This is a genomic window from Brachybacterium sp. NBEC-018, from assembly GCF_024860185.1.
Taxonomy (GTDB): domain Bacteria; phylum Actinomycetota; class Actinomycetes; order Actinomycetales; family Dermabacteraceae; genus Brachybacterium; species Brachybacterium rhamnosum.
Genome location: NZ_CP100650.1, coordinates 3,531,612 through 3,556,199 on the forward strand (window position 1 = coordinate 3,531,612; position 24,588 = coordinate 3,556,199).

Consider the following 24,588-nt stretch of genomic DNA (forward strand, 5'->3'; position numbering starts at 1 on the left):
CAGGAGCTCCCATGACCACCACCGCCCCCGCGACCTCGACCGAGACCGCTCCCCTGACCGGTGTCGTCCCGCCGCTGCTCACCCCGCTCACCCCCGAGGGCGCGCTCGACGTGCCCTCGCTCGAGCGGCTCGTGGCCCGCCACCTCGAGGGCGGCGTCGACGGCCTCTTCGCGCTCGGCTCGAGCGGCGAGATCGCCTTCTTCGACGACGCGCTGCGCGCCCAGGTGCTCGAGGTCGTCACCTCCCTCGTCGCGGGCCAGGTGCCCGTGCTCGCGGGGCTCATCGACACGCAGACCTCGCGCGTGCTCCAGCACCTGCGCGCCGCGGAGAAGCTGGACCTCGCCGGCTACGTCGTCACCGCGCCCTTCTACGCGATCACCGGCCCCGAGGAGATCGACACCCACTTCCGCACGATCGGCGCCGCGGCGAACGCCCCCGTCTGGGCCTACGACATCCCCGTCTGCGTGCACACGAAGCTCTCCCCCGCGCACCTCGTGCAGCTCGGCGCCGACGGCGTCCTCACCGGGGTGAAGGACTCCAGCGGGGACGACGTCTCCTTCCGCCGCCTGGCCGCGATGAACCGCGCCGCCGGCTCCCCGCTCACGCTGCTCACGGGCCACGAGGTCGTCGTCGACGGCGCCTACCTCGCCGGGGCCGACGGCTCCGTCCCGGGCCTCGGCAACGTGGACCCCGCCGGCTACGTGCGCATGGACCGCGCCGCCCGCGCCGGCGACTGGGAGACGGTGCGGATCGAGCAGGACCGCCTCGCGGCCCTCTTCGAGATCGTCTTCCAGCCCGTCGGGAAGACCGGCCCCGCGGCCGGCGTGGGCGCCTTCAAGACGGCGCTGCGCGAGCTCGGAGTGATCTCGACGAACACGATGAGCACGCCGATGTCCGCGCTCGAGGGCGAGGCCGTGGAGAAGATCCGCGGGATCCTCCGCAGCACCGGGCTGCTCGCCGATGCCTGATCCGGCACCGACCTCCGCCGGGTCGACGGGCGGGGTGCTCGCCCTCGACATCGGCGGCACGAAGACCAGCGCCGCGCTCGTCCGCGACGGCACCGCGGGTGAGGTGCTCACGGTCCCCACCCCCGCACAGGAGGGGCCCGCCGAGATCCTCGCGGCGGCCCTCGACCTCGCGGTGGCGGCCGCCGGGGACGCCGCCCCGCTCGCGGTGGGTGTGGCCTCCGCGGGGGTCGTGGACACCGCGCGCGGCCGCATCACCCATGCGACCGACGCCCTGCGCGGCTGGGCGGGCACGGACGTCGCCGCGGCGGTCTCCTCCCGCCTCGGTCTGCCGGTCGCGGTGCTCAACGACGTCCACGCCCACGGTCTCGGCGAGGCGCTCCACGGCGCCGGCCGCGACGCCTCCTCGATGCTGCTGCTCGCGGTGGGCACGGGGATCGGCGGCTGCCAGGTGATCGGCGGCGAGGTCGTCACCGGGGCGCGCGGCGCGGCGGGGCACCTGGGGCATCTCCCGGTGCCCGAGGCCGAGGGGGTCCCCTGCCCCTGCGGCCGCAGCGGACACCTCGAGGGCCTCGCCTCCGGTCCCGGCATCCTCGCCCTCGCCCGGCGGCTCGGCGCCGCGGGATCCGACGGCTCCCCCGTGGCCGACGGCCGGGCGCTCGCCGCGCTCGCCGTCGCGGATCCCGAGGGCCCCGCGGCCGGCGCCTACACGATCGCGGGCCGTGCGACCGGGCGCGTGCTGGGCGGCGCGCTCAACCTGCTCGACACCGACCTCGTGGTGCTCACCGGCGGGGTCAGCGCTGCGCACGGCATGAGCGGGGACGGCGAGCCGTGGCGGCGCGCCCTCGAGGCCGGCCTCGCCCAGGAGGCGATGGACGTCGTCGCCGCGACGCCGGTCGTCCCCGCCCGCTCGGGCCAGCACGCGGCGCTGCTCGGCGCCGCGGCCCACGCCTCCGCGCACGCCCTCTGACCACCGTCCCTCCCGAGAAGGAGCTCCCATGCATCCCCTCGTCGCCCCGCTCGCGGGCACCCTCATCGTCTCCTGCCAGGCCTACCCCGGCGAACCGATGCGCGACCCCCGCACCATGGCCCAGGTCGCCGCCGCCGTCCAGGACGGCGGCGCCACCGCCGTCCGCGCCCAGGGCCTCGAGGACATCCGCCAGGTCAAGGCCGCCGTCACCGTCCCCGTCATCGGCATCTGGAAGGACGGCGAGGACGGCGTCTTCATCACCCCCACCCTCGACCACGCGCTCGCCGTCATCGACGCCGGAGCCGACATCCTCGCCCTCGACGCCACGAACCGCCCCCGCCCTGACGGCCGCACCCTCGACCGGACCATCCAGGAGATCCGCACCCGCTTCGACGGCCCGATCATGGCCGACTGCGACAGCGTCGACTCCGCCCTCCACGCCGCCGACCTCGGCATCGACATCATCGGCACGACCCTCGCCGGCTACACCCCCGCCCGCGACAGCACCGTCGGCCCCGACCTCCCCCTCATCACCGAGCTCGCGGCCCGCCTCCCCGACACCGCCCTCCTCGTCGCCGAGGGCCGCGTCCACACCCCCGCCCAGGCCGCCGCCGCCCGTGACGCCGGAGCCGGCGCCGTCGTCGTCGGCACCGCCATCACCCACCCCTCCAGCATCACCACCTGGTTCCGCGAGGCGGTCACCGGCGCCTGAGCCGCCGCCCCGCCCGACCCCGCCATCCGATCGACGACGAACGGAGCAGCCATGACCGAGCAGGACCATCCCCGACGACCCCGGCAGTCCGGTCACCCGCACACCGCCCGCCCGCACCGGGCCGTCCCGCGCTCGGCGATGCTCGCCGGGCTGGGGGCGGCGGGCCTGGGGCTCGCCGCCTCGCTCGCCCCGGGCGACGGGCTCCCGGCCGCCCATGCCGAGCCGGCCGCCACCGGCCTGCCCGTGCTGCACCCGGGCGACGACTGGGAGGCGGTGCTCGCCGCGACGCCGCAGGTGCAGCTCGAGGCCGGGGCCCGCTACGAGCTCCCGGCGGCGGTCACCCTGCCGAGCGGGACCCTCGTGGAGGGCAACGGCGCGGTGCTCGTCCCCTCCTCGCGGGAGCACGGGCTGTTCACCCTCGACCGCGCCGCCGACGTCACCCTGCGCGGGCTGCGCCTGCACGGTGTGCCCGGTCTCGACGCCGAGGGTGCGCTCGCGGAGATCGACGTGCCGCTCGAGACCGCGCACACCGCGATCCGCTCCCACCGCGCGCGCAACCTCCGCGTGACCGACTGCGACCTCGTGGGCTGGCGGGGCGCGGGGATCGCCGCGACCGGGGACGCCGGGGACGACGTCTTCTCCTACGGCCTGCAGATCACCGGCTGCCGCTTCGAGGCCTGCACGATCGGGCTCTCCGCGGCGGACCGCAGCGAGTACTCGCTGCTCGCCTCGAGCGTCCTCACCAGCTGCCGGCTCGGGGTGTGGTGCTCCTCGGGGAACTGGACCCTCACGGGCACCGTGATCGTCGGCTGCCACGGCGCCCTCTACTCGATCGCCGCCCCGGGCCCCTTCGGCGAGGCCTCGAAGGACAACTGGGGGCACGGCTCCGTCACGGGCTGCACCCTCAACCATGCGAGCGCGGGCGCCGCCCGCCGCTGGACGCGGCACCTCGAGCTGCCGATCGGCGGCACCCTCCGCGACCCCGGCTCCGGGGTCGTGCTCGAGGGCGTGCTGCCGCCCACCTTCAGCGCCAACACCCTCTGGTACACGGACGTCACCGCGCGGGGCCTGCTCGCCGACGTCTGGTACCTCACCGGCTGCGCCCTCTCCGACCTGCGGATCACGCAGGACGGCGGCGCACCGGTGCGACTGCTCGGCCACCAGGCGAACGCCGGTGCCGCCCATGCGCCCGTCCTCGTGGGGGACGTGCGGGATGTACTCGCCCCCTGACCGCGCACCCGCGCGATCCGAGGGTGGAACCAGGAAGAAGGACCCCGATGAAGGAGAGAACCCGATGGAACCCCGCATGACCCGCCGCGGCCTGATCGGCACCGCCGCCGCACTGACCGCCCTCGGCGCCACCGCCTCCGGTGCCTCCGCCCGGCCCGGGGCCGCCGCGCTCCCGCCCGCGAAGGACGAGGGCACCCGCCAGGGCAGCTACGAGGAGCAGCCCCTCGCCGGCCCCGGCGACTGGGGCGTGAAGAACTTCCGCATCCCCGCGCTCGCCGTCGCGCCCAACGGCGACCTCCTCGCCGCCTTCGACAAGCGTCCCGTCGAGGGAGACGCCCCGGCGCCGAACTCGATCTGGCAGCGTCGGTCCACCGACGGCGGCCGCACCTGGGGCGAGCCCGAGGTGGTCCGCGCGGGGAACGAGTCGACCGTCCCCGGGGAGAAGACCGGCTTCTCGGATCCCTCCTACGTGGTGGACACGGAGACCGGGACGATCTTCCTGTTCAGCGTGTTCTCCAAGGACGCCGGGGTCGTGGCGAGCGTCTACGGCAACGACGACGAGGACCGCATGGTCATCAGCGCCAACCTCTCGGTGAGCCGCGACTCGGGCCGCACCTGGGAGCACCGCACCGTCACCGAGGTCGCCAAGCCCGACGACTGCCGCGCGATGTTCGCATCCTCCGGGGCCGGCGTGCAGCTGCGCTACGGGACGCACCGGGGCCGACTCGTCCAGCAGTTCGCGGGCTGGTTCCGCAACGCCGCCGGGGGCGAGGACGTCGCCGCGTACTCGCTCTACTCCGACGACCACGGGGAGACCTGGGAGAGGGGCGGGAGGGTCGGCACCGAGATGGACGAGAACAAGGTCGCCGAGCTCTCGGACGGCACCCTCATGATGAACTCGCGCGAGAACCGCCGCACGGGTCGACGCTGGATCGCCCTCAGCCATGACGGCGGCGAGACCTGGGAGGACCTCCACCGGGATCTGTCCCTCGTGGACCCGGGCAACAACGCGCAGCTCACCCGCGCCTACCCGGAGGCGCCGCGAGGCTCCGCCAAGGCCAAGGTGCTGCTGTTCTCGCATGCGGAGCACGTGCCGAGCACGCGGGCGAACGGCACGATCGAGGTCTCCACGGACGACGGCGCCACCTGGACCCGCAAGCGGGTCTTCGCGCCGGGCGACTGCGGGTACTCGGTGATCATCGCGGTGGGCCGGGACGAGTTCCTGCTCGCCTACGAGGGGGTGGGCTCGGCGATCAGCGTCGCGCGCCTCGACATGGACTGGATCCTCTCACGCTGACCTGATCCGCCCTCCGGACAGGGAGCGGGCGGCGACCCCCGAGGGGATCGCCGCCCGTTCCTGCGTCAGCGCGTCCGCGCGTCAGTGCGCCCCGGGCTTGCCGGGCGTCGGGTTCTCGATGGTGAACGTCGGGGACGTGTAGGTCTCCCAGTCCGAGGGGTCCGAGGCGTCGCCGAGCGGCTTGAGCACCCGCAGCTCGAGCAGGTACTCGCCGTTCTTGACCGACTTGGACTTCTCGTTCTTCAGCGCGTAGCTGCCGTCCCAGGCCCAGACCTCGGGGGCCTCGGTGCGACCGAGGTGGTCCTCCGCGGCGACGTGGCCGACGGACGGGTTCACGATCTTCAGCTTCCCGTTCTTCCTCACCTCGTAGGCGCGGACCTCGAAGCGCTCCGCCGGGTAGGCGAGGGAGTACGCGAGGTAGGGGACGTCGCCGTCCTGCATCGTGTACGTGTGGCCGCCGTCGGGATCGAGGTCCACGTTCCCCTCGCCGTCGGAGACGCCGAGCGCGGGCAGGCCGGCGCCGGCGTCGTCGAGCACGGTGAGCGCCTGGTAGTCGCCGGAGAGACCCGCGAAGGGGACCACGAGGTCCTCGTCGGTGCCGGTGAGCGTCACCCAGCCGCCGTAGATGATGCCGTCCTCGCCGAAGTCCTCGCCGAGGGTCACCTCGACGTCGGCGCTGCCGTGGGCGGGGACGGTGACGGTGCTCGCGGAGGGCTCCGCGATCCCCTCGGCGGCGTAGAACTCCGGGTCCGAGGTCGGGGCGCCGGTGGCGACGCCGTGGCGGACGCCGACGTCGTAGGTGCGGTCCTCGTCGGCGGCGTTCGCGACCGTGATGGTCACGGTGCGGGGGCCGTCCTCGCCCTCGCCGAGGGAGATCGACGGCTCCGCGACGCTGGTCGTCGCATGCGCGGCGGAGACGAGGTCGAGCAGGCCCGCGCCTTGGCGGTGGACGGGCTCGAGGTAGCCCTGGTCCGGGGCGAGGGACCAGGTCAGCGGGTCGGCGGTGTTCATCATCGCGGACTTGACCTGCGCCGGGGTGAGCTCCGGGGACTTCTCGAGCAGCAGCGCGGCGGCGCCCGCGACGTGCGGGGCGGCCATCGAGGTGCCGGACATGGAGCCGTGCCCGCCCTCCTCGAGCGGGAGCGTGGACCAGATGGAGCCGCCGGGGGCGGCGATGTCGGGCTTGAGCTCGAGCTCGGCCGTCAGGCCGTAGGAGGAGAAGTCGGAGACGAGGCCGGCGGTCTCGTTCTCGAGCACCGTGGTGCCCTCCTGCCAGGCCCAGGTGACCGGGCCGGCGGCGAGCGCCTCCTGGAGGGCGAGGCCGTCCGCCTGCGAGGCCATGACCACGGGGATCGTGAGGGCGGGGTCGCCCTCGACCGTCGGCGAGAGGGAGCCGGGGGCGTTGTTGTGGAGGATCACGGCGTCGTAGCCGGCGGCCTCGCCGGCGAGCGCCTTCTCGCGGAAGCTGCAGGTGCCGCGCGAGACGAGCAGCGCCTGGCCCTCGCCGGTCGCCGCGGGGACGGCGGCGGGGTCGCAGGCGAGCGCGGCGTCGGTGCCGGCCTCGCCCGCCGCGACGAGCGTGAGCTCACCGGAGGTGGGCGGGGGGACGGCGCCCTCGGCGGCCGCGTAGCCGCGGTCGGCGCCGGCGGCGGTCGCGAAGGGCGAGCGGCGGTGGGTGCTGTCCACGGAGGCGACGGTGATCGCGTCGGAGGCCACGCCCGGGGCGCCGCTCGAGAAGGTGCCGGAGGTGCCGGAGTTGCCGGCGGAGATCACGACGGTCGTGCCGGAGGCGACGAGGGAGTCGGCGAGCTGGGCCGTCGGGTAGTCCTGCCAGGTCATGAACGAGGCGCCGAGGGACATGTTGACGACGTCGGCGCCGTCGGCCCGGGCCTGCTCCATCGCCGCGAGGATCACGTCGGTGTCGCTCGTGCCGTCGCAGCCGAAGATCCGGTACGCGAGGAGGTCCGCCTCGGGCGCCACCCCGGTGACCTCGCCGTCGGCGCCGATGATGCCGGCGACATGGGTGCCGTGGCCGCCGCAGTCGTCGGGGTACGCATCGGGCTGCGGGGTGCTGCCCGCGGTCGAGGAGTCGTAGTCGTCGCCCACGTAGTCGTAGCCGCCGATCACGCGCTCGCCGGGGAAGTCGGCGGTCTCGTCGTCCGTCCCGGCGCCGCCGAGGTCGGGGTTGTTGTAGTCGATGCCGGAGTCGATGACGGCGACCTTCACGCCGTCGCCGGTGAGGCCGTCGACCTGCTGGAGCGTGTCCGCCCCGGTCATCGCGTTGCCGTACTCGTCCTCGGGGGCGGCGTCGGCGGGTCGCGGGGCCTCGACGGCGAGCACCGGGAAGACGGCCTCGACGCCGGGGACCTGGCGGAGGGCGGCGACGTCGGCGTCGTCCATGGAGACCGACATGCCGTTCCAGCCGCCCGTGAAGGAGCGCTGCACGGTGAAGGGGACCGCGGCGGCCTCCGCCGAGTCCTCGACCTTCTTCTGGGTGGTGCGGTTGGCGCCCGCGCTGCCGCCCTGGAGGGCGGGGTCGCCGGAGACCTGCACGAGCCAGCGGCCGGGGATCGCCTCGGCGGCGCCGTCGAGGAGGTCGTCCTGGACGGGGACGTCGACGCCGAGCTCCGAGGCGGAGCCCAGGGGGTCGAGGTCCGCGGGGGCGGCGAGGGCGGCGGGGGCGGTGAGCAGCCCGGCGACGAGGGCGGCGCCGGCGGTCCCGGCGAGGAGCCCGCGGGCCCGCGGGAGGTGCCGGCGCGGGGCCGACGGCGGCGAGGAGGGAGTGGGCGGCGTGGATCTGACGGACATCGAGGAGGACCTCCGGGGTGGGGACGGGCGGTGCGCCGCGCTCGCGCGCCTCCGGGACCGTTCCCGGGGCGCACCGCTGGCGGCATTCGACCATGTGCGCCGCGTCACGGGGCCGGAACCGCCCCGGAGACGCAAACCGTTATTCGGCCGTGACCGGGACGACACGGTGACGTTCCGATCACGTCACCCTCTGACCTGCGGCGTCACGGTCCCCGCGTCCTAGGCTCGTCGCATGCTGGACTTCCTCGCCGCCTCCCCGCTGCTCGTCCTGCTCCTCGTCATGGCGGCGGGCTCGGCCCTCGGATCGGTGCGGCTGGGGCCTGTGCGCTTCGGTGCGGCGGGCGCGCTGTTCGTGGGGCTCGCCGTGGGCGCGCTCGATCCGCGCCTGGGCGAGGGGCTCGCACTGCTGCAGGCGCTCGGCCTCGCCCTGTTCGTCTACACGACGGGCCTCGCCGCGGGCGCGACGGTCTTCCGGGACCTGCGCACCCAGACCCGGCTCGTGCTCGGCGCGACCGTGCTGCTCGTGCTCGTGGGCGCCGCGAGCCTCGGTGCGGCGCGGCTGCTGGGACTGGACACGGGCGCGATCGGCGGCATGTTCGCCGGCATGACCACCGCCTCCCCCGCGCTCGACACGGCGACCGCGGCGACCGGCGGCTCCCCGCAGCCGGCGATCGGCTTCGCGATCGGGTACCCCGTCGGCGTGGTCGTCTCCCTGCTCGTGCTCTCCGCCGTGGCGCACCGCCCGCTGCGCGGGCACCGGGACCCGGCGCCGTCCTCCGCGGCGGGCCTGCTCACCGTGACCGTCGAGGTCGAGCGGGCGATGACGGTGCGGGAGATCCCCGGCATCGCCGCGACGGCGGGCCTCGGAGGAGGCCAGGTGCGCATGTCCTACCTGCTGCGCGGCGGCGCGGTGCGCGTCGCCCGGCCGGAGGACTCGCTCGAGGTGGGCGACCGGCTGCTGCTCGTCGGCGTGCCGGAGGCCGTGCGGCTCGCCGCGGGGGCGCTCGGCCGCGTGGTCCCCGAGCACCTGGCCGACGACCGCTCCGTCGTCGACTACCGCCGCTGGGTGGTCTCGGACCCGCAGATCGCCGGGCGCACCGTCGCCCAGCTGCGGATCCCCTCGCGGTTCGGCGGGATCATCACCCGGGTGCGCCGCGGGGACCGGGACCTGCTCGCCGTGCCGGACATGCCGCTGCACCTCGGCGACCGGGTGCGGGTGGTCGTGCCGCGCGAGCGGATGGGCGAGATCTCCGCCCTGTTCGGGGACAGCGAGCGGCGCATCACCGAGGTGGACTGGACGAGCGCGGGCCTCGGCATCGCCCTCGGCGTGCTCGCGGGCCTCGTCGCGGTGCCGCTGGGCGGTGGGGCCTCCGTCGCGCTCGGGGCGGCCGCCGGTCCGCTCGTCGTGGGCCTCGTGCTGGGCCGGATCGAGCGGACGGGCCGGCTCGTGTGGACGATGCCGAGCGCCGCGAACCTCACGATCCGGCAGCTGGGGCTCGTGCTCTTCCTCGCCTGCGTGGGCCTCGCGAGCGGCCACTCCTTCGCGGCGACCGCCTTCAGCCTCACGGGCCTGCAGATCGCCCTGCTCGCCGCGGTGCTCACGGCCGCCTCGGTGCTCGCCCTGCGGGAGCTGGGCCGGCGGCTCGGCATGTCCACCCCGCGCACGCTCGGCGCGATGGCCGGCTTCGTGGGCCAGCCGGTGCTGCTGGGCCACGTCCAGTCGCTCACGGACGACGAGCGCGCGGAGACCGGCTACTCCGCCCTCTTCGCCGTCGGCATGGTCGTGAAGATCCTGGTGGTGCAGGCGATCGTGCTCCTGTGAGCCGGCCCGGGGCCCGCCGTCCCGCTCCCGCTACGCTCGTGCCGTGACCCTCGCCGCCGACCCGCCCCGCCCCGTCGCCGCCGCCGGTCCCCGCCCAGTGCGGAGCCTGCTCACGGCGCGGGTGCTCGTGCCGCCGCTGATCGCCCTGATCGCGGCGCTCGGCTACGGGCTGCTGGGCGTGCAGCAGTGGCTCTCGCTCGACGCACCGTCCTGGGACCTGGGGATCTTCACCCAGCTCGCGAAGGACTACGGCACGTTCTCCGCCCCGATCGTGCCGATCAAGGGGGACGGCGCGAACCTGCTGGGCGACCACTTCCATCCGATCCTCGTGCTGCTCGCCCCCGTGTGGTGGGTGTGGCCCTCGGGCGCGGCGCTGCTGTGGACGCAGGCGCTCCTGCTGGGCGGCTCCGCGATCCCGCTCGCCCGCCTCGCGATCGACCGCCTGGGCGCGGTCCCCGGCACCCTCGTGGGCCTCGCCTACGCGCTGTCCTGGGGGCTGCAGGCCGCAGCCGCGGTGCAGTTCCACGAGATCGCCTTCGGGGTGCCGCTGCTGGCCCTGTCCCTCACGGCCCTGCTGCGCGGGCGGGTGCGGGCGGCGGCGCTGTGGGGCGGGGCGCTGGTCCTGGTCAAGGAGGACCTGGGGCTCACGGTGCTGATGCTGGGGCTCGTCATCGCCTGGCGGTCGCACACGGAGGAGCGGTCACGCGCCGAGGAGCGGTCACGCACCGAGGGACGGCGCTGGGGCCTCGGCCTCGCCGCCTGGGGGCTCGCCTGGTTCGTGCTCTCGACCTTCGTGATCCTCCCGCTGCTGAACGTGGGCGGGCGCTACGACTACACGGGGAACCTCGGGTCCGTCTTCGACGTGTTCACCCCCGCCTCGAAGTGGCAGGTCGTGCTCATGCTGCTCGCGCTCGCGGGGATGGTGGGCCTGCGCTCGCCGCTCCTGGTGCTCGTGCTGCCCACGCTCGCCTGGCGCTTCACCGGCACGGTCGAGTTCTACTGGGACTGGACCTGGCACTACAGCGCGATCCTCATGCCGGTCGTGATCGCGGCGCTGCTCGATGCGCTCGGCGACCGCCGCACGGGCCGCGCGGGCGACTGGACGGGGACCTCCGCGGTCCGGCCCGGCGCCGTGGTGCGCGGCCTCGCGATCGGCGTGTCCCTCGCGGTGACGGCGACCCTGGGCGGGGCGCTGCCCCTCGTGGACGTGCTGCGCCCCTCCGCCTGGCAGGAGAGCCCGCGGCTCCCCGCGGCCGAGCGCGCCCTGGACGCCCTGCCCGAGGGCGCCGTCGTCGCCTCCGACATCACCCTGCTCGCCCGCGCGGTCCCGGACCACGACGTGCAGTGGGTGCACGGGCCGAACCGGCGCGTCCCGCAGTGCGTGCTCGTGGACGAGCAGGCCTTCTCCTGGAGCGGCGCCCCGCCGGCGGACGTCGCCGCCTGGGCGCACGAGCAGTACGGAGCGGACTACACCGTGACCTCGGACGACGGCGGCTTCGTGGTGGCCTGCCGGTCCTGAGCACCGGACGGGCCGGGCCTCAGCCCTCCGCGCCCGTCCCGGCGCCCGTCCTCGCGGCGGGATCCGTGACCGGTGAGGCCGAGCCGGTCGACGTGCCCTCGCCCGGCTCCCCCGGATCGCCGGTCCCCTCCGACGGCGTCCCCTCGCCAGGGGTGCCGCCGGTCGGCGTGCCGTCATCGGGATCGGGCACCGTGGGGTCCGGCGTCGTGGGATCGGGATCGGCGGGCTCCGGCTCGACCGGCTCGGAGGGCGTCGGGCTCGCGGGCTCCTCCGTCTCCGACGGGGTGCTCGACCCGCCGGTGCCGCCGCCACCGGAGCCGCCCTGGCCACCGGAGCCGCCCTTCCCGCCGGACGACCCCGACCCCGACCCCGACCCCGACCCCGACCCCGACCCCGAGGATCCGTGGTCCCCGTCGGTGCCGCGCGTCGTGCTGCTCCGCGTCGAGGGCGTGGTCGCCGGCTCGACGGGGGCGGTGTCCTCGGCCGCGGTCTCCCGGGCGGTGGGCTCCTCGACCGCGGGTGCGTCCGTCGTCGGCGCCTCGGTCACGGGCGCCTCCGTCGTGGGCGCCTCGGTCGTCGGCTCGTCCGTCGTCGGCTCCTCCGAGGCGGACGGCGAGGTGCTCGGCGACGCGGACGGCGGCGTCGAGGCCACGGCGCTGCCGGCGCCGTCCTGTGCTGAGGATCCGCCGAGAGCGCCGAGCGGTCCCAAGCCGGCGAGCCCGACACCCGTCAGCCCGCCCACGAGGACGAGGCACGAGGCGGCCGCGAGCACGGGCGTGCGGCGGCGCGGCGGCAGGGGGAGGGAGCTGCGGATCCCGGTGGCTCGACGGCGCATGCGCACAGGGTATCGGGAGATTCCGGACTCCGACACCGGGGTCCGCGCAGGTCACGCGGGGTCGGGAGGGCACGACCTCAGAGCTTCACGAAGCGGCTGCGCCGGGCCGTCGGGTCCACCGCCGCCTCGTGCCGTCGTGTGCGCGCGGACTCCACGCGCAGGCGCCACGGCGAGTACCGCTCCGCGGCGAGCGCGAGCCGGAGACCGCCTGCGAGGGTCTGGTCCGCGGGCGTCGCGGGGAGCGCCGCGAGCGACCGGGTGAGGCGGGGCAGCTGCGTCTGCGCCCCGCTCACGGCCCAGCGGGCGGCGACCTGCGCGAGCGGCGTGCGCGACTCGAGCAGCACGTGGCCCGCGCCCGGCACCTCGAGCATCGTCGCCTCCGGCATCGCCGCGGCGAGCGCCCGGGAGAGGTGCGGGGGCCGCACGAGGTCCCGCTCCCCCGCGAGCACGAGCGTCGGCGTGGTGATCCCCGCGGCGAGGCGGGGCATGTCCCAGGGCTCCCCCGCGAAGGGCGGGACCCCGTGGCCCTGCGAGGCGGCGAGACCCAGCGGGTCCAGCGGGCCGCCGTCGGCATGGTGCCCGTACCCGAGCTCGGTGTGCGCGATCGGGGCGACGAGGTCGTGCTCGTCGACGTACGGGGTGGACTGCAGCCAGTCCTGGGCGAGCACCTGGCGCACGCTGCTCCAGGTGAGGCGGCCGCGGCCCAGGGCGAGGAGGTCCACGAGGTCGCGCACCGCGGCGGGCCCGCCGTGCTCGTGCACCGCGAGGACCACTGCTCCCGCATGCCGGCCCTCCACCTGCCCCTCCTCCACGAGCCGCCGCAGCACGGACGCCGTGGAGGAGGTCGCCGGGACGCTCCCGTCCCAGTAGGCGGCGCGCAGCGCGTCCCGGCCCGCGGCCTCGTCGTCCGGGGTGATGAGCGGGGAGTCCAGCACCAGGGAGGCGACGCGCTCCGGGTGGTGCGCGGCGAGGGCGAGCGCGAGATGGCCGCCGTAGCCGGCGCCGTAGACGGCCGCCTCCGGCACGTGCGCGTGGTCGAGGACGGCGACGAGATCCGCGAGCACCTCCGTGAGGCGCATGCCGTGGCGCGGCAGGTCGCGGCCCGCGCCGTCCTGACGCGAGAGCCCCACCCCGCGGTGCTCCATCATGATGACGTCCACGCCGCGGTCGCTGAGGGTGCGGCGCAGGCGGTCGTAGGGCAGCACCGAGGCGCGGCCGGGCCCGTCGGGGATCAGCAGCAGCGGCACCTGCGGGGCGGCGACCCCGGCGCGGCGCGCGGCCTCGAGATCCTGCGGCCGCGGATGGCGCGGCGTGCGCCGGGCGTACCGCAGCGGGAACAGCCGCGGGTCCTTCCCCGAGATCTCCCGCAGTACGGTCATGACGTCCCCGCGCAGCAGCAGCAGGTCGTCCTGCGCGGAGCGCTCGAAGAGGTCGACGGACCTCACGCGGCGGGCTCGTCCCGCCCGATCGTGCTCCACAGGAAGCTGTAGAGCAGGGCGTTCATCCGTGCGGCCTGCTCGTTCGTGGCGGCGCCGCCGTGCCCTCCCTCGATGTTCTCGAAGGAGCGGACGTCCGCCCCGAGGGACTCGAGCGCCGCCGTGAGCTTGCGGGCGTGCCCGGGGTGCACGCGGTCGTCCCGGGTCGAGGTGAGCACGAAGGAGGGCGGGTACTCGACCCCCTCGGCGAGCAGGTGGTACGGGCTGAAGGTGCGCACGAACTCCCAGTCCTCGGTGTCCGGGTCGCCGTACTCGGCCATCCAGGAGGCGCCCGCGAGCAGGTGCGAGTAGCGCTTCATGTCCAGCAGCGGCACCTGGATCACGGCGGCGCCGATCAGCTCGGGGTACCGGGTGAGCATGTTGCCGGTGAGCAGCCCGCCGTTGGAGCCGCCGCGCACCGCGAGGTGCTCGCGGTCCGTGACGCCGCGCTCCACGAGGTCCTTCGCGACGGCGGCGAAGTCCTCATAGGCCCGGTGACGGTGCTCGGTGAGCGCCGCCTGGTGCCAGCGGGGGCCGTACTCGCCGCCGCCGCGGATGTTCGCGATGACGTACCGCCCGCCGCGCTCGAGCCAGGCCTTCCCGATCGGACCGAGGTAGCTCGGGGTCAGGGAGACCTCGAAGCCGCCGTAGCCGTAGAGCAGGGTGGGCACGGGGGTGCCGGCCTCGGCGGCCTGCTCGGCGCCGCGCGGCGAGATCTCGAAGTAGGGCACACGGGTGCCGTCCTCGCTCGTCGTGAAGTGCTGGGTGACGTCCATGCCCTCGGCGTCGAAGCGGGCCGGGGCGCGCTTGATCGTCTCGAGCTCGCCGGGGGCGCCGCCGTGGGGCACCTCGGCGAGGTCGCCGAGCAGCAGGGCCGTGGGCTCCACGAAGTCGGTGACGGTGATCCAGACGCGGTCGTCCTCGTCGGCGTCGAAGGCGGCGACGCCGAGCGCACCGCGCAGCTCGGGGTAGAGGTCCTGGCTGACCCAGGCGCCGTCCTCGTCGCGGTGGTGGACCTCGAGCCGATGCACGACGTCCTCGAGGACCGAGAGCACGATCGTGCTGCGGGTGATGGTCATGCCGTCGAGGGAGGTGGAGTCCGTGGGCTCGAAGAGCAGGTGGAGGTCCGGTTCGCCGTCGAGGAAGGAGGCGAAGTCGCCGACCACGAGGGAGCCGGCGGGGAACACCTGCTCCCCCACGGTCCAGTCGCTGCGCGGGGAGAAGATCCCGAGGTCGCGGTGGGCGCTCGCCTCGAGGTCCCGCGGCACGTCGATCGTCGTGAGCCGCACGCCGTCCTCGGTCCCGATCCCCTCGACGAGGTGGAGGGTCTGGTCGTAGAAGGCGTGGGCCTGCAGCGCCCAGTCGCGCTCCCAGCCGGGCGTCGAGTCGTGGGAGGCGAAGGCCGCGAGGTCGGACTCCGCGACCTCGAGCACGAGCTCGGCCTCGTCGAGCGGGGTGCCGCGGCGCCAGATCCGCGCCTGCCGGGCGTAGCCGGAGCTGGTGAGCGTGCCCTCGCCGAAGTCCGTGGACGCCCACACGGTGTCCTCGTCGATCCAGGCGAGGCTGCCCTTCGCCTCGGGGCGCTCGAAGCCGCCCTCGGCGGCGGGCACGAAGGCGAGGGTCTCGAGGTCGAACTCGCGGGTCGTGTCCGCGTCGGAGCCGCCGTGGGAGAGGTCCACGAGGGCGCGCCGGTAGGGCTGCCCGGGGGCGGGGCGCAGCAGGCGGGCGCCGTGCCACACCCAGTCCTCGCCCTCGGCCTCGTTGAGCGCGTCGACGTCGATCAGCACCTCCCATTCGGGCTCCTCGGTGCGGTAGGACTCGAGCGTCGTGCGGCGCCACAGGCCGCGCTCATGCTCGGCGTCGGTCCACACGTTGTAGAGGTGGCCGCCGCGGTGGGTGACGCCGGGGATGCGGTCGCTCGCGTCGAGGATCTCGAGGATCTCCTGCTGGAGGGTCGCGGCGAGCGGCGCGCCGTCCTCGTCGGTGACCGCGTCGAGCTCCGCCTCGGCGCGCGCGTTGTGCTCGCGCACCCAGTCCAGGGCCTTCTCGCCGGTGACCTCCTCGAGCCACAGGTGCGGGTCGGAGGAGCCGTCCGGTGCGGGCAGGGACGGGGTGGGGGTCGTGCTCATCGCTGCTCCTGCGTGGTGTCCGTGGTGGTGGCGAGGCTGTCGGTGAAATCGGTGAGGGTCTGCTTCCAGGCGGCCTTCCAGGCCTCGCGCTGGTCGGCGTCCTCCATGCCCTTGTGGGCGACGGCGAGGGTGCAGCGGGGGCGGCCGCCCTGCTCGTCCTTGGCGCAGATGTTGATCGAGGCGCGGGAGCCGTCGAGCCCGGAGGCGCGCCAGTAGCGCCAGCGCGCGGTCTCGCTGATCGCGGGCTCCTCGAGCCGGAGGCGCTCGCGGCGCCCAGGGGTCATGAACGCGCTCCAGGCGGCGAGCACCGCGTCCATGTCCCCGGGGACGGTGCGGGAGGCGGAGACGGCGAAGTCGCCCTCGCAGGTCTGCCCCACGACGCGCAGCCCCACGACCTGCTCGTAGGCGACGGTCACGCCCTGCGCCCACCACTCCTCGACGCCGTGGCGGTCCACGAGCAGCCGGGCGATCTCCCGGTGGCCCAGCTCGCGCGCGCCGGCGGCGTCCAGGCGCGCGGTCCACTCGGCGAGCGGGGTGCCGGTGGCGCGCTCGATCGCGGCGGCCTGGGCGTGCTCCTGCGGGGGGATCGTGACGGGGAGGTCCTGCATGGGGCCAGACTACGGTCCCGCCCGTGTCCCCGGTCACGGGGAGCCGTGGAACACTCGAGGTCATGTCCTCCCTCCCCCGCCGCCGTGCCCTTGCCCTCGCGCTCTCCCTGCCGCCCGCCCTCGCCGCGTGCACCGCGGGCGGCGGCTCCGACGGCTCCGCCGACGGCGGGACGTCCGACGGGGGCGCCTCCGGCGGGGCCTCCTCCGACGGCGGCGGCGCCTCGGACGGCGCGGCCACCGCGGAGCCCACGACCCCCGCCCCGCCGAGCGCCGCGGAGCTGCTGCTCGAGGACCTCTCCGAGGACGACCTCGCCGCCCAGCTCGTCATGGTGGGCGTGCGCACGGGCACCTCGATCGACCCGGAGCTGCTCGAGGAGCATCCCGTGGGCGGCTTCTTCCTGCTCGGCGTGTGGGAGTCCGCCGACGCCGTGGACGAGGTCGTCGACGCCGCCCTCGACGGCGGCCGCGAGGACCTCCCCCCGCTGCTCGCCGTGGACCAGGAGGGCGGGCAGGTGCGCATGCTGCGCGGGAGCGCCGCCCGCCGCACCTCCTCGGCCGCCCGGCTCGGCGAGGAGGGCGCGGAGGCGGTCACGGAGGCCTACACGAGCATCGGCGAGGACCTCGCCGCGCGCCGCATCCCGCTGGCGCTCTCCCCCGTCGCGGACGTCGTCGACCCCGAGCTCGACGAGGACAACGGGCCCGTCGGCGCGCTGGACCGCGGCTTCGGCACGGACCCTGAGCAGGTGGGCGCGTGCGTGCGCGCGGCCGTCGAGGCGCTCGACGCGCAGGGGGTGGGCGCCTCCCTCAAGCACTTCCCGGGCCTGGGCCGGGTGCGGGAGAACACCGACTTCTCCGCGGAGGGGATCGAGGACGCCACCACGAGCGCGGAGGACCCGTTCCTGGACTCCTTCGCGGAGGGGATCGCGGCCGGTGCGGACGCCGTCATGCTCGCCTCCGCCGTCTACCCGCGGATCGACCCGGACAACGCCGCGATGTTCTCCTCCGCCGTGGTGACGGACCTGCTGCGCGGGAGCCTCGGCTTCGACGGCCTCGTGGTCACCGACGACATCGGCGCCGCGAAGGCCGTCGCGGACGTCCCCGTCGCGGAGCGCGCGACCCGCCTGCTGGCCGCGGGCGGCGACGTCGTCCTCACCGCGGACCCGTCGATCGCCGCCGAGCTCGCGGAGGCGATCGCCGCCTGGGCGCAGGAGTCGCCCGAGCAGGCGGCCCGGGTGCGGGAGTCCGCGGGCCGGATGCTCGCGCTCAAGGAGAAGCGGGGCCTGCTGGGCTCCTGACCGCCCGCGCCGCCCGGGGGCGGTCAGCTCTTGTCGAGGGTGATGAGGTGGTTCAGCGGCCGACGCACCTGCGCGGAGCGGGTGATCTCCCAGTCCGCGGCGTGCGCGGTCGCGCTCGCGACGAACTCGCGGGCGGTCGCGATGATGGTCGCGAGGTCGTCGTCCTCGCCCTCCTCGCCGATCTCCTCGAGCTCCCCGGCCCGGTCGAAGTCCGCGATCCGCGCGAGCTGCGCGGCGATCGCGGCGGAGTAGGTCGCCCCCGCGCCGGCGACGTGCCGGCCCGCCTCGCGCTCGGCGCGCAGCAGGTCCGTGCCGCCGGGATGGACCACGACGTCGACGGCGTCGTCCTCCGGGGGCAGCAGCCCGCCGCTCATGACGACGGCCTGCGGGCCGAGCGCCTGCAGGGCGAGGGCCTGCTCGCGCATCTCCTCGATCGTCGTCGCCTGCGGGCGGCCCAGCAGCTGCGCCGCCTCGGCGAGGTTCGGGGTGAGCACGGTCGCGAGCGGCACGAGCTCCGAGCGGAGCGCGTCGGCCCCCTCGGCGGAGATCAGCGGGGCGCCGTCGGAGGCGATCATCACCGGGTCCAGCACGATCGGCCCGAACCGGTCGCGGTGCGTGCGCACGGCGTCCGCGACGGTGTGGACGATCGCGGCGGTGCCGAGCGCGCCGATCTTCAGGACGTCCACGTGGAGGTCGCGGACGACCTCGTCGATCTGGGTGCGCACGACGTCCGGCGGCAGCGGGTGCGTGCCGCGCGGTCCGTGTCCGGCCACGGAGGTGACGAGCGTGATCGCGCTGGCCCCGTAGACGCCGAGGGCGGTGAAGGTCTTGAGGTCCGCCTGGACGCCGGCGGCGCCGGCGGCGTCGGACCCGGCGACGGTGAGGACGAGGGGCGGGCGCATGGGGTTCTCCGTTCGTTCGCTGGCGGGGAGTCTAGCGGCGGGTCCTGGTGACTCGATGGGCGTGCGCTCGCCGTGCACCGCGCGCGCCCGTGCGAGAATCGCCCCCGGGCGGCACGATCGGGACCGCCGGACCAGGGGTGAGGGGAGGCGGGATGTCGCCGACGCAGGATCAGGGCACCGGCATGGGCTCCGCCTCCGGTCTGCCCGACTTCGTCGGGTCGGGCCCCGACGGGCTCCCCGACTACGAGCACGGCGGCGACGATCCCGTCGGCCCCACCGAGGGCGCGCGGCGCCGCACCCTCGTGCTCGTGCTCTCCGTGATCGGCTCCGCGCTCGTGCTGCTCGCCGTGGGGGCGCTCGTGCTGTCCCAGACCGTGTTCCGCGGCCTCGACGACGAGGAGCGCACCGTCGCCTCCTCGACCGCGTCGCGCAGCGCCGAGGGCCACGAGGAGTACGTCCCCAACGAGGAGGACCCGTCCCTCGCCCCGCCGCCCCCGATCTTCACGCAGGCGCCCACCACGGACTGCACGATGCCGGAGTACGCGCCGGCCGCCGCCGCCGATCCGGGGACGGTGCGCGGGGGGAACCTCCAGTACACGTCCCCCGACGGCTGGGACTACCCGTGGAGCGAGAGCTCGCTGCCCTACATGTCCGAGGTCGGCTCCCAGGGCCGCAACGTCGAGGGCTCCTGGTACAGCGTCGTCAACCTCGGCAAGGTCGAGTTCACCGAGGACGAGGGCGGCTACCCCGGCCTCGAGCAGGCCGCCGTGACGATCTTCCAGTGCTACGCGACGACCTCCGGCGTGCTCGTGGGCTTCGGGGAGAACCCCGAGGTCACCGACCACCGCTCCGAGCCGACGACGGTGGACGGCCAGCCGGCGTGGATCGTGCAGGCCACCTACCACTTCGAGGACCAGGACCAGTTCAGCAGCACGAGCGCCTCGATCGTCACCTCGATCGTGGTGGAGACCCCGGACGGTCCCAGCGCCCTCGCCTCCGACGTCGCCGCCGACCACCCCGACCACGTCCAGAACCTCGAGGACATCATCGCGAGCCTCGAGGTCGTCGACTGACGCCCCGCCCCACCGGACCGCCCTTCAGGAGCATCGATGCACACCGGACCGAGCACCACGACGAGCCCCGGCACCGGGCCCCAGCGACCCGGCGGCGGCCGCGGCATGCCGCTGCTCATCGGCGGCCTCGCCTTCGCGGTCGTGTTCCTGCTGATCGTCGGGGCGACCGTCGGCTATCTCGTGCTGCGTCCCGGCTCCGGCGGCGGCGACCCGACGGCGAGCGCGACGGCGACCACGGAGTCGGCGAGCGCGAGCACCGAGCAGACCACGGAGGCGACCAGCGCCGCGGAGGAGGAGCGGTGCTGGTCCCCCGACCAGGCCCGCAGCTCGAAGAACCCCTCGGGCAAGCTGCGCGGCGGCGGCCTCGAGATGATCCCCCCGAAGGGCTTCGACGACCGCACCGACACCACCCAGGCGAACTTCGTGACCGACGCGTCCCGGGCAGCGGCGAAGGTCGAGGGCACCTGGTACTCCACCGTCGCGGTCGGCAAGGTCGAGTGGCAGCCGGGGGTCGAGTACCCCGGGGACCGCGACGCCGCGGAGCGCATCTTCGCGTGCCTCGTCTCCAACAGCGCCATCTGGGACGGCACCTCGGGACGCTCCGTGCAGGACCAGGTGACCGAGCCGGTGACCGTGGCGGGCATGTCCGGCTACCGCACCACCGGGGTGCTGCACTTCGGCCAGGACACGCTCGAGAAGACCGACGGCACGCGGATCATGGTCGCCGTCATCAGCACGCCCGAGGGTCCCTCCGCCTTCGTCTCCGACGTCGCCGTCGGCGTCACGGAGCACGAGGAGGCGCAGAACACCGCGTACGACTCCCTCACCGGCCTCTCCGGCTGATTCAGACCACCGAGGAGGCGAGCCGGCACAGGTTGTCCAGCAGCATCATGGGTGCCGGCCGCTCCTTCCACTCCTCGAGGGTCAGCTCCCGGCTGCGGGAGCGGTAGACGTCCTCCACCTCGCGCATGCGCTCCATGAAGTCGGAGCCGCCCACCATCATCGAGCTCTCCATGTCCAGCAGGAACGAGCGGATGTCCATGTTGGAGGAGCCGATCACGCTCACCGAGTCGTCGATCGTCACGTGCTTGGCGTGGAGGATCGTGGGCGCCCGGTAGAGGTGGATCCGCACCCCCGCCTCGAGCAGCGCCGTGTAGTACGAGCGCTGGGCGTGGAAGACGAGGAACTGGTCCCCGATCTCGGAGACGAACAGCTCGACCTCGACGCCGCGCTTCGCTGCCGTCGTGAGGGCGGCGAGCATCGACTCGTCCGGGACGAAGTACGGGCTCACGGCGCAGATGCGGTGGCGCGCGGAGTAGAAGAGCTGGTTGAACAGCAGCAGGTTGTTCTCGAGCACGAAGCCCGGACCGCTCGGCACGAGCTGGCACTCGTAGGTGCCCGAGGTGTCCGGTGCCCGGCGCACGAGGTCCTCGTCCTCGAGCACCTCGTCGGACTCGAAGTACCAGTCCGTCGCGAAGAGCAGGTTGAGCTCCGAGACGATCGGCCCGCGCAGCCGGGCCATGGTCTCCTGCCAGTGCAGGCCGCGGCGGATGTTCGCGGGCTTGTCGTAGTGGGAGGCGATGAGGTTCTGGCTGCCCATCCAGCCCCGCTCGCCGTCGACGACGAGCAGCTTGCGGTGGTTGCGCAGGTCCGGCCGCTGGAAGGCGCCGTCGCGGAAGGGGCGCATGGGCATCATCGGGAAGTGGGCGATGCCGTGGGCGTCGAGGAAGCGGCGCATGGCCTTGTACTCGCGGCGGTGGCTCACCGACCCCCAGTGGTCGTAGAGCACGCGCACGGTGACGCCGCGGTCGGCGACCTCGCCGAGCGCACCGAAGAAGTCGGCGGTGACCTCGTCGAGCCCCATCGTATAGAAGAGCACGTTGACGTCCTCACGGGCGGTGCGGATGTCCGCGGCCATGCGGGCGAGGGAGGTCTCGTAGTCGATCTCGAGCTCCACGTCGTTGTTGCCGACGAGCGGGAACGCGCCGAGCTCGCGGTTCAGGCGCACGGCGGACTGCAGCCAGCTGGGGCTGTCCTCGTCGAGCTCGCTGTCCGGGATGCCCTGGGCCCGCACCCGCATGAGGCGGTTGACCTGCTGCTGCTTCTCGCGGCGTGCGCGGGGCAGCTGGGCCTTGCCGAGCAGGAGGTACAGCGGGAAGCCCACGATCGGCAGGACCATGATCGCGAGCAGCCAGGCGAGCGCGGAGCCGGGGCGCCGATTCCGGGGCACCACCGCGAGGGAGACGATCCGCAGGACGATGTCGACGACGAGCAGGGCGTAGGTGCCCACGACGACGCCGTGCTCGGTGATCCACTGCCAGAGACCCTGCACGGGCACTCCCTTCACGACGGAGCGGCGGGCCCCCGGAACCGGGGACCCGCCGCTCAGCCTACGGAATGCGCGGGGTCAGTCGTTGCCGCGCAGGATCGCGAGGATGCGCAGGATCTCGATGTAGAGCCACACGAGGGTCGCGGCGAGGCCGAAGGCGCAGCGCCAGGCGTACGTGCGGGCGACGCCCGCGTTGGCGGCGCGCTGGACGTCCTCGAAGTCCATGACGAGCGAGTAGGAGGCCATGCAGACGGCGAGGCCGCCGATCACGAGACCCAGCAGGCCGTCGCGGAGGCTCTGCCCGGTGAAGAGCAGGTAGCCGATGTTCACGAGGCCGAAGAGCAGGTACGCGATCATCGCGACCGCGAAGATCTTCGTGAGCGTGGGCGAGGTGCGCAGGATCCCGGCGCGGAAGAGCACGAGCACGGTGACGGCGACGGCGAGGGTGCCGACGACGGCCTGCAGCGCGATGCCCGGGAAGCGGTACTCCATCGTGCCGGAGATGCCGCCCAGCAGGAGGCCCTCCGCCACGGCGTAGAGCAGCACGAGGATCGCGGAGGGCTCGCGCTTGAAGGCGTTGACGAGGCCGAGCACGAGGCCGCCGATCGCACCGATCGCGGTCGCGCCGCCCGCGATGAGGAGGCCCGTCTGCGCACCGGCGCTGCCGCCCACCGAGCTCAGCACCGCGGGGGTGACCGCGATGACGAAGCCGATGACGACGATGACGCCGAGGGTCGCGGTGATCGCGTTCAGGGCGTCCCGCATGGTCATCCGGCCGGTGTCGTGGCCGGTCGCGGAGGGACGGGCGTAGATCGCCTCGAGGTCCTCCTGCTGCTGGCCGCCGAACTGCGGGGCCTGGGAGGCCTGCGGGCCGAAGCCGGAGGACCACTGGGTGCGGGAGTCGGGCTGGGCGTAGGCGCTCTGCTGCGAGGACTGGCCGAACTGCGGCGCGGGGGACGCGTTCCGCACGGCCTTGTCCTGGCCGAGGATGATGTTGTGGCGTGCCATGGGCGAGGGCTCCTCAGATGGACGTCGTGGCGGGCCGGTGCCGGTCGCGAGGTGCCGTTCTCCAGCGTCCCGACAATGCCGACCCGTTCACTGTATCGGGCATTCCCGCATCGTGGCTGGGTGCGGGCTCCGCTCAGCGCGAACCCCCGAGGGGTCTCAGGCGTCGACGGTGACCGCGGGGATCGAGCCGGTGACGGGCAGCTCGTTCTCGCGGAGGGTCCGGAGGGTGCTGCGGGCGCGCACCCGCAGCGCGACGAGCGTCCCGGAGACCATGACGAAGCCGAGCACGGAGAGCACGATCGAGACCACCATCGGCGCCTGGTAGCCGAAGCCCGCCGCGATGACCGCGCCGCCGAGCGCGGCGCCGAGGGCGTTGGCGACGTTGAACGCGGCGTGGTTCAGGGAGGCGCCGAGCACCTCGGAGCGGCGGGCCACGCGGATCAGCCAGGTCTGCATCGCGGGGTTCAGCACGGAGTTCGTGAGGTTCACGAGGAAGAAGCCCACGATCAGCGCGGTGAGCGAGGTGTGCGCGACGAGGAACAGGCCCACGAGCGAGGCGATGTACAGCGGGAAGCCGATGAGCAGGGTCTTCTCGAGGGAGCGGTCCGTGCCGGCGCCGCCCACGAGGTTGCCGATGGTCATGCCGAGGCCCGCGGCGACGAGCACCCACGGCACGGCGGCCGCGGGGGCGCCGGTGACGCGCGTGGTGATGTCCGCGATGTAGCTGAAGACGGCGAAGGCGCCCGCGAAGCCGATCGCGGCGATGCCGATGATGATCCAGAGCTGGAGGCGGCGCAGGGCGGCGAGCTCGTCGACCATGCGTCGGCCCTCGACCTTGGTCTCGCGCGGGACGGTGCGCAGGAGCGCGACGACGGTGAGCACGAAGACGAGGGTGAGCAGCAGGTACACGGCGCGCCAGCCGAGGGCCTGGCCGACGGCGGTGAGCACGGGGACGCCCGCGAGGTTCGCGACGGTGAGGCCGGAGAGCGCGAAGGCGACGCCCTTGCCCTGGTTGCCGGGGCCCATGAGGGAGGCGGCGAGCAGGGAGGCGACGCCGAAGTAGGCGCCGTGCGGGATGCCGGCGAGGAAGCGCGCGGCGACGGTGAGCTCGAAGGTCGGCATGACGCCGGAGAGCAGGGTGCCCACGGCGAGGGCCCCCGCCATGGCGACGATCATCGAGGTGCGGCTCCACCGCACGGAGAGCAGCGCCAGCACGGGGGCGCCGACGACGACGCCGAGGGCGTAGGCGGAGATGGCGACGCCGGCGTGGGCGATGCCGCGCTCGGGGTCGGTGGCCATGAGGCCGGGGAGGAGGGAGTCCGCGATCCCGGGCAGCAGGCCCATGGAGACGAACTCGGAGCCGCCGATCCCGAAGCCGCCGAGGGCGATCGCGAGGAGCGCGAGGCGGCGGCGGGCGGGGGTGAGGGCGGCGTGGACGCCGGTCCGGGTGGTGGGCTCGGCGGGCCGGGTGACGGCGGTGCCGGTCTGGTCGTCGATGGTGGTCATGAGGCGTTCGACCTTTGCGGGGAGTGCGTGCAGGGACGGGCTCCATCGACCCGGCACCAGAATAAGCAAACGCTGTTGCGATACGTCAAGGGGTCGGGGCCGAAC

General features: G+C 74.5%; 19 protein-coding genes. 10 read left to right on the forward strand and 9 right to left on the reverse strand.

The window, feature by feature from the left end; all coding sequences use genetic code 11:
* Nucleotides 1-11: 11 nt before the first annotated feature.
* From NLU66_RS16070 to NLU66_RS16090, 5 genes are all read left to right on the forward strand, one after another.
* Nucleotides 12-968, forward strand: coding sequence for a dihydrodipicolinate synthase family protein (locus NLU66_RS16070; protein WP_259360605.1), 957 nt, complete (start codon nucleotides 12-14; stop codon nucleotides 966-968).
* Nucleotides 961-1,935 (forward strand): ROK family protein, encoded by a 975-nt coding sequence (locus NLU66_RS16075; protein WP_259360606.1) that lies wholly within the window; start codon nucleotides 961-963, stop codon nucleotides 1,933-1,935. The genes NLU66_RS16070 and NLU66_RS16075 overlap by 8 nt, the downstream gene beginning before the upstream one ends.
* Before the next feature lie 28 nt (nucleotides 1,936-1,963).
* Nucleotides 1,964-2,647 carry an N-acetylmannosamine-6-phosphate 2-epimerase gene (locus tag NLU66_RS16080; RefSeq protein ID WP_259360607.1) on the forward strand — a complete coding sequence of 228 codons (684 nt, stop codon included), beginning with the start codon at nucleotides 1,964-1,966 and terminating at the stop codon, nucleotides 2,645-2,647.
* A 51-nt stretch (nucleotides 2,648-2,698) separates the two neighbouring features.
* Nucleotides 2,699-3,877, forward strand: a complete 1,179-nt coding sequence (locus NLU66_RS16085; RefSeq protein ID WP_259360608.1) for a hypothetical protein — start codon at nucleotides 2,699-2,701, stop codon at nucleotides 3,875-3,877.
* A gap of 64 nt (nucleotides 3,878-3,941) precedes the next feature.
* Nucleotides 3,942-5,174, forward strand: a complete 1,233-nt coding sequence (locus tag NLU66_RS16090) for a sialidase family protein (protein ID WP_259360609.1) — start codon at nucleotides 3,942-3,944, stop codon at nucleotides 5,172-5,174.
* Between the two features lie 81 nt (nucleotides 5,175-5,255).
* Here NLU66_RS16090 and NLU66_RS17715 read toward each other — a convergent pair whose 3' ends face one another.
* On the reverse strand, nucleotides 5,256-7,982 hold the full coding sequence (locus NLU66_RS17715) for a S8 family serine peptidase (RefSeq protein ID WP_323374429.1): 2,727 nt from the start codon (nucleotides 7,980-7,982) through the stop codon (nucleotides 5,256-5,258).
* 232 nt (nucleotides 7,983-8,214) lie between these two features.
* Between NLU66_RS17715 and NLU66_RS16105 the strand changes: the two genes are divergently transcribed.
* Together NLU66_RS16105 and NLU66_RS16110 are read left to right on the forward strand one after the other, a co-directional pair.
* Entirely contained in the window at nucleotides 8,215-9,804 is a 1,590-nt protein-coding gene (locus NLU66_RS16105; RefSeq protein WP_259360610.1) for an aspartate:alanine exchanger family transporter, read from the forward strand.
* A 43-nt stretch (nucleotides 9,805-9,847) separates the two neighbouring features.
* On the forward strand, nucleotides 9,848-11,323 hold the full coding sequence (locus NLU66_RS16110) for a DUF2079 domain-containing protein (protein WP_259360611.1): 1,476 nt from the start codon (nucleotides 9,848-9,850) through the stop codon (nucleotides 11,321-11,323).
* Between the two features lie 19 nt (nucleotides 11,324-11,342).
* On the opposite strand, the gene NLU66_RS16115 is transcribed toward NLU66_RS16110, so the two are convergent.
* The 4 genes from NLU66_RS16115 to NLU66_RS16130 all read right to left on the reverse strand — a co-directional run bounded on the left by NLU66_RS16115 (nucleotide 11,343) and on the right by NLU66_RS16130 (nucleotide 16,370).
* On the reverse strand, nucleotides 11,343-12,158 hold the full coding sequence (locus NLU66_RS16115) for a hypothetical protein (protein WP_259360612.1): 816 nt from the start codon (nucleotides 12,156-12,158) through the stop codon (nucleotides 11,343-11,345).
* Nucleotides 12,159-12,235: 77 nt separating this feature from the next.
* Nucleotides 12,236-13,603: an alpha/beta hydrolase gene (locus NLU66_RS16120; protein WP_259360613.1), complete on the reverse strand. Its 1,368-nt coding sequence runs from the start codon at nucleotides 13,601-13,603 to the stop codon at nucleotides 12,236-12,238.
* Nucleotides 13,600-15,762, reverse strand: a complete 2,163-nt coding sequence (locus NLU66_RS16125) for a prolyl oligopeptidase family serine peptidase (protein WP_259360614.1) — start codon at nucleotides 15,760-15,762, stop codon at nucleotides 13,600-13,602. The genes NLU66_RS16120 and NLU66_RS16125 overlap by 4 nt, the downstream gene beginning before the upstream one ends.
* Nucleotides 15,759-16,370, reverse strand: a complete 612-nt coding sequence (locus NLU66_RS16130; protein ID WP_259360615.1) for a hypothetical protein — start codon at nucleotides 16,368-16,370, stop codon at nucleotides 15,759-15,761. Before NLU66_RS16130 ends, NLU66_RS16125 begins: the two co-directional genes overlap by 4 nt.
* A gap of 62 nt (nucleotides 16,371-16,432) precedes the next feature.
* Here NLU66_RS16130 and NLU66_RS16135 point away from each other — a divergent pair, with 62 nt between their 5' ends.
* Nucleotides 16,433-17,665 (forward strand): glycoside hydrolase family 3 N-terminal domain-containing protein, encoded by a 1,233-nt coding sequence (locus NLU66_RS16135; RefSeq protein WP_259360616.1) that lies wholly within the window; start codon nucleotides 16,433-16,435, stop codon nucleotides 17,663-17,665.
* A 23-nt stretch (nucleotides 17,666-17,688) separates the two neighbouring features.
* Here the strand turns inward: NLU66_RS16135 and thiD are convergent, their stop codons facing one another.
* Entirely contained in the window at nucleotides 17,689-18,567 is an 879-nt protein-coding gene (gene thiD / locus NLU66_RS16140; protein ID WP_259360617.1) for a bifunctional hydroxymethylpyrimidine kinase/phosphomethylpyrimidine kinase, read from the reverse strand.
* 152 nt (nucleotides 18,568-18,719) lie between these two features.
* Here thiD and NLU66_RS16145 point away from each other — a divergent pair, with 152 nt between their 5' ends.
* Together NLU66_RS16145 and NLU66_RS16150 are read left to right on the forward strand one after the other, a co-directional pair.
* On the forward strand, nucleotides 18,720-19,640 hold the full coding sequence (locus NLU66_RS16145) for a hypothetical protein (RefSeq protein WP_259360618.1): 921 nt from the start codon (nucleotides 18,720-18,722) through the stop codon (nucleotides 19,638-19,640).
* A 36-nt stretch (nucleotides 19,641-19,676) separates the two neighbouring features.
* A complete protein-coding gene (locus NLU66_RS16150; RefSeq protein WP_259360619.1) occupies nucleotides 19,677-20,483 on the forward strand; it encodes a hypothetical protein in 807 nt (268 codons plus the stop codon).
* A gap of 1 nt (nucleotide 20,484) precedes the next feature.
* Here NLU66_RS16150 and cls read toward each other — a convergent pair whose 3' ends face one another.
* The 3 genes from cls to NLU66_RS16165 form a co-directional block, all read right to left on the reverse strand.
* Nucleotides 20,485-21,972, reverse strand: a complete 1,488-nt coding sequence (gene cls, locus NLU66_RS16155; RefSeq protein ID WP_259360620.1) for a cardiolipin synthase — start codon at nucleotides 21,970-21,972, stop codon at nucleotides 20,485-20,487.
* A gap of 75 nt (nucleotides 21,973-22,047) precedes the next feature.
* Nucleotides 22,048-22,977, reverse strand: a complete 930-nt coding sequence (locus NLU66_RS16160; protein WP_259360621.1) for a Bax inhibitor-1/YccA family protein — start codon at nucleotides 22,975-22,977, stop codon at nucleotides 22,048-22,050.
* A gap of 156 nt (nucleotides 22,978-23,133) precedes the next feature.
* Complete coding sequence (locus NLU66_RS16165) at nucleotides 23,134-24,483, reverse strand: MFS transporter (protein ID WP_259360622.1); 1,350 nt, start codon at nucleotides 24,481-24,483, stop codon at nucleotides 23,134-23,136.
* Nucleotides 24,484-24,588: the final 105 nt, after the last annotated feature.

What these genes read in the sequence shown, in the direction of transcription:
- NLU66_RS16145 (WP_259360618.1), top strand. Translation starts at nt 18,720, where the DNA reads ATGTCGCCGACGCAGGATCAGGGCACCGGCATGGGCTCCGCCTCCGGT.
- NLU66_RS16105 (WP_259360610.1), top strand. Translation starts at nt 8,215, where the DNA reads ATGCTGGACTTCCTCGCCGCCTCCCCGCTGCTCGTCCTGCTCCTCGTC.
- NLU66_RS16115 (WP_259360612.1), bottom strand. Translation starts at nt 12,158, where the DNA reads ATGCGCCGTCGAGCCACCGGGATCCGCAGCTCCCTCCCCCTGCCGCCG.
- NLU66_RS16075 (WP_259360606.1), top strand. Translation starts at nt 961, where the DNA reads ATGCCTGATCCGGCACCGACCTCCGCCGGGTCGACGGGCGGGGTGCTC.
- NLU66_RS16080 (WP_259360607.1), top strand. Translation starts at nt 1,964, where the DNA reads ATGCATCCCCTCGTCGCCCCGCTCGCGGGCACCCTCATCGTCTCCTGC.
- NLU66_RS16150 (WP_259360619.1), top strand. Translation starts at nt 19,677, where the DNA reads ATGCACACCGGACCGAGCACCACGACGAGCCCCGGCACCGGGCCCCAG.
- NLU66_RS16090 (WP_259360609.1), top strand. Translation starts at nt 3,942, where the DNA reads ATGGAACCCCGCATGACCCGCCGCGGCCTGATCGGCACCGCCGCCGCA.
- NLU66_RS16130 (WP_259360615.1), bottom strand. Translation starts at nt 16,370, where the DNA reads ATGCAGGACCTCCCCGTCACGATCCCCCCGCAGGAGCACGCCCAGGCC.
- NLU66_RS16165 (WP_259360622.1), bottom strand. Translation starts at nt 24,483, where the DNA reads ATGACCACCATCGACGACCAGACCGGCACCGCCGTCACCCGGCCCGCC.
- thiD (WP_259360617.1), bottom strand. Translation starts at nt 18,567, where the DNA reads ATGCGCCCGCCCCTCGTCCTCACCGTCGCCGGGTCCGACGCCGCCGGC.
- NLU66_RS16160 (WP_259360621.1), bottom strand. Translation starts at nt 22,977, where the DNA reads ATGGCACGCCACAACATCATCCTCGGCCAGGACAAGGCCGTGCGGAAC.
- NLU66_RS16085 (WP_259360608.1), top strand. Translation starts at nt 2,699, where the DNA reads ATGACCGAGCAGGACCATCCCCGACGACCCCGGCAGTCCGGTCACCCG.
- NLU66_RS16125 (WP_259360614.1), bottom strand. Translation starts at nt 15,762, where the DNA reads ATGAGCACGACCCCCACCCCGTCCCTGCCCGCACCGGACGGCTCCTCC.
- NLU66_RS16070 (WP_259360605.1), top strand. Translation starts at nt 12, where the DNA reads ATGACCACCACCGCCCCCGCGACCTCGACCGAGACCGCTCCCCTGACC.
- NLU66_RS16135 (WP_259360616.1), top strand. Translation starts at nt 16,433, where the DNA reads ATGTCCTCCCTCCCCCGCCGCCGTGCCCTTGCCCTCGCGCTCTCCCTG.
- NLU66_RS17715 (WP_323374429.1), bottom strand. Translation starts at nt 7,982, where the DNA reads ATGTCCGTCAGATCCACGCCGCCCACTCCCTCCTCGCCGCCGTCGGCC.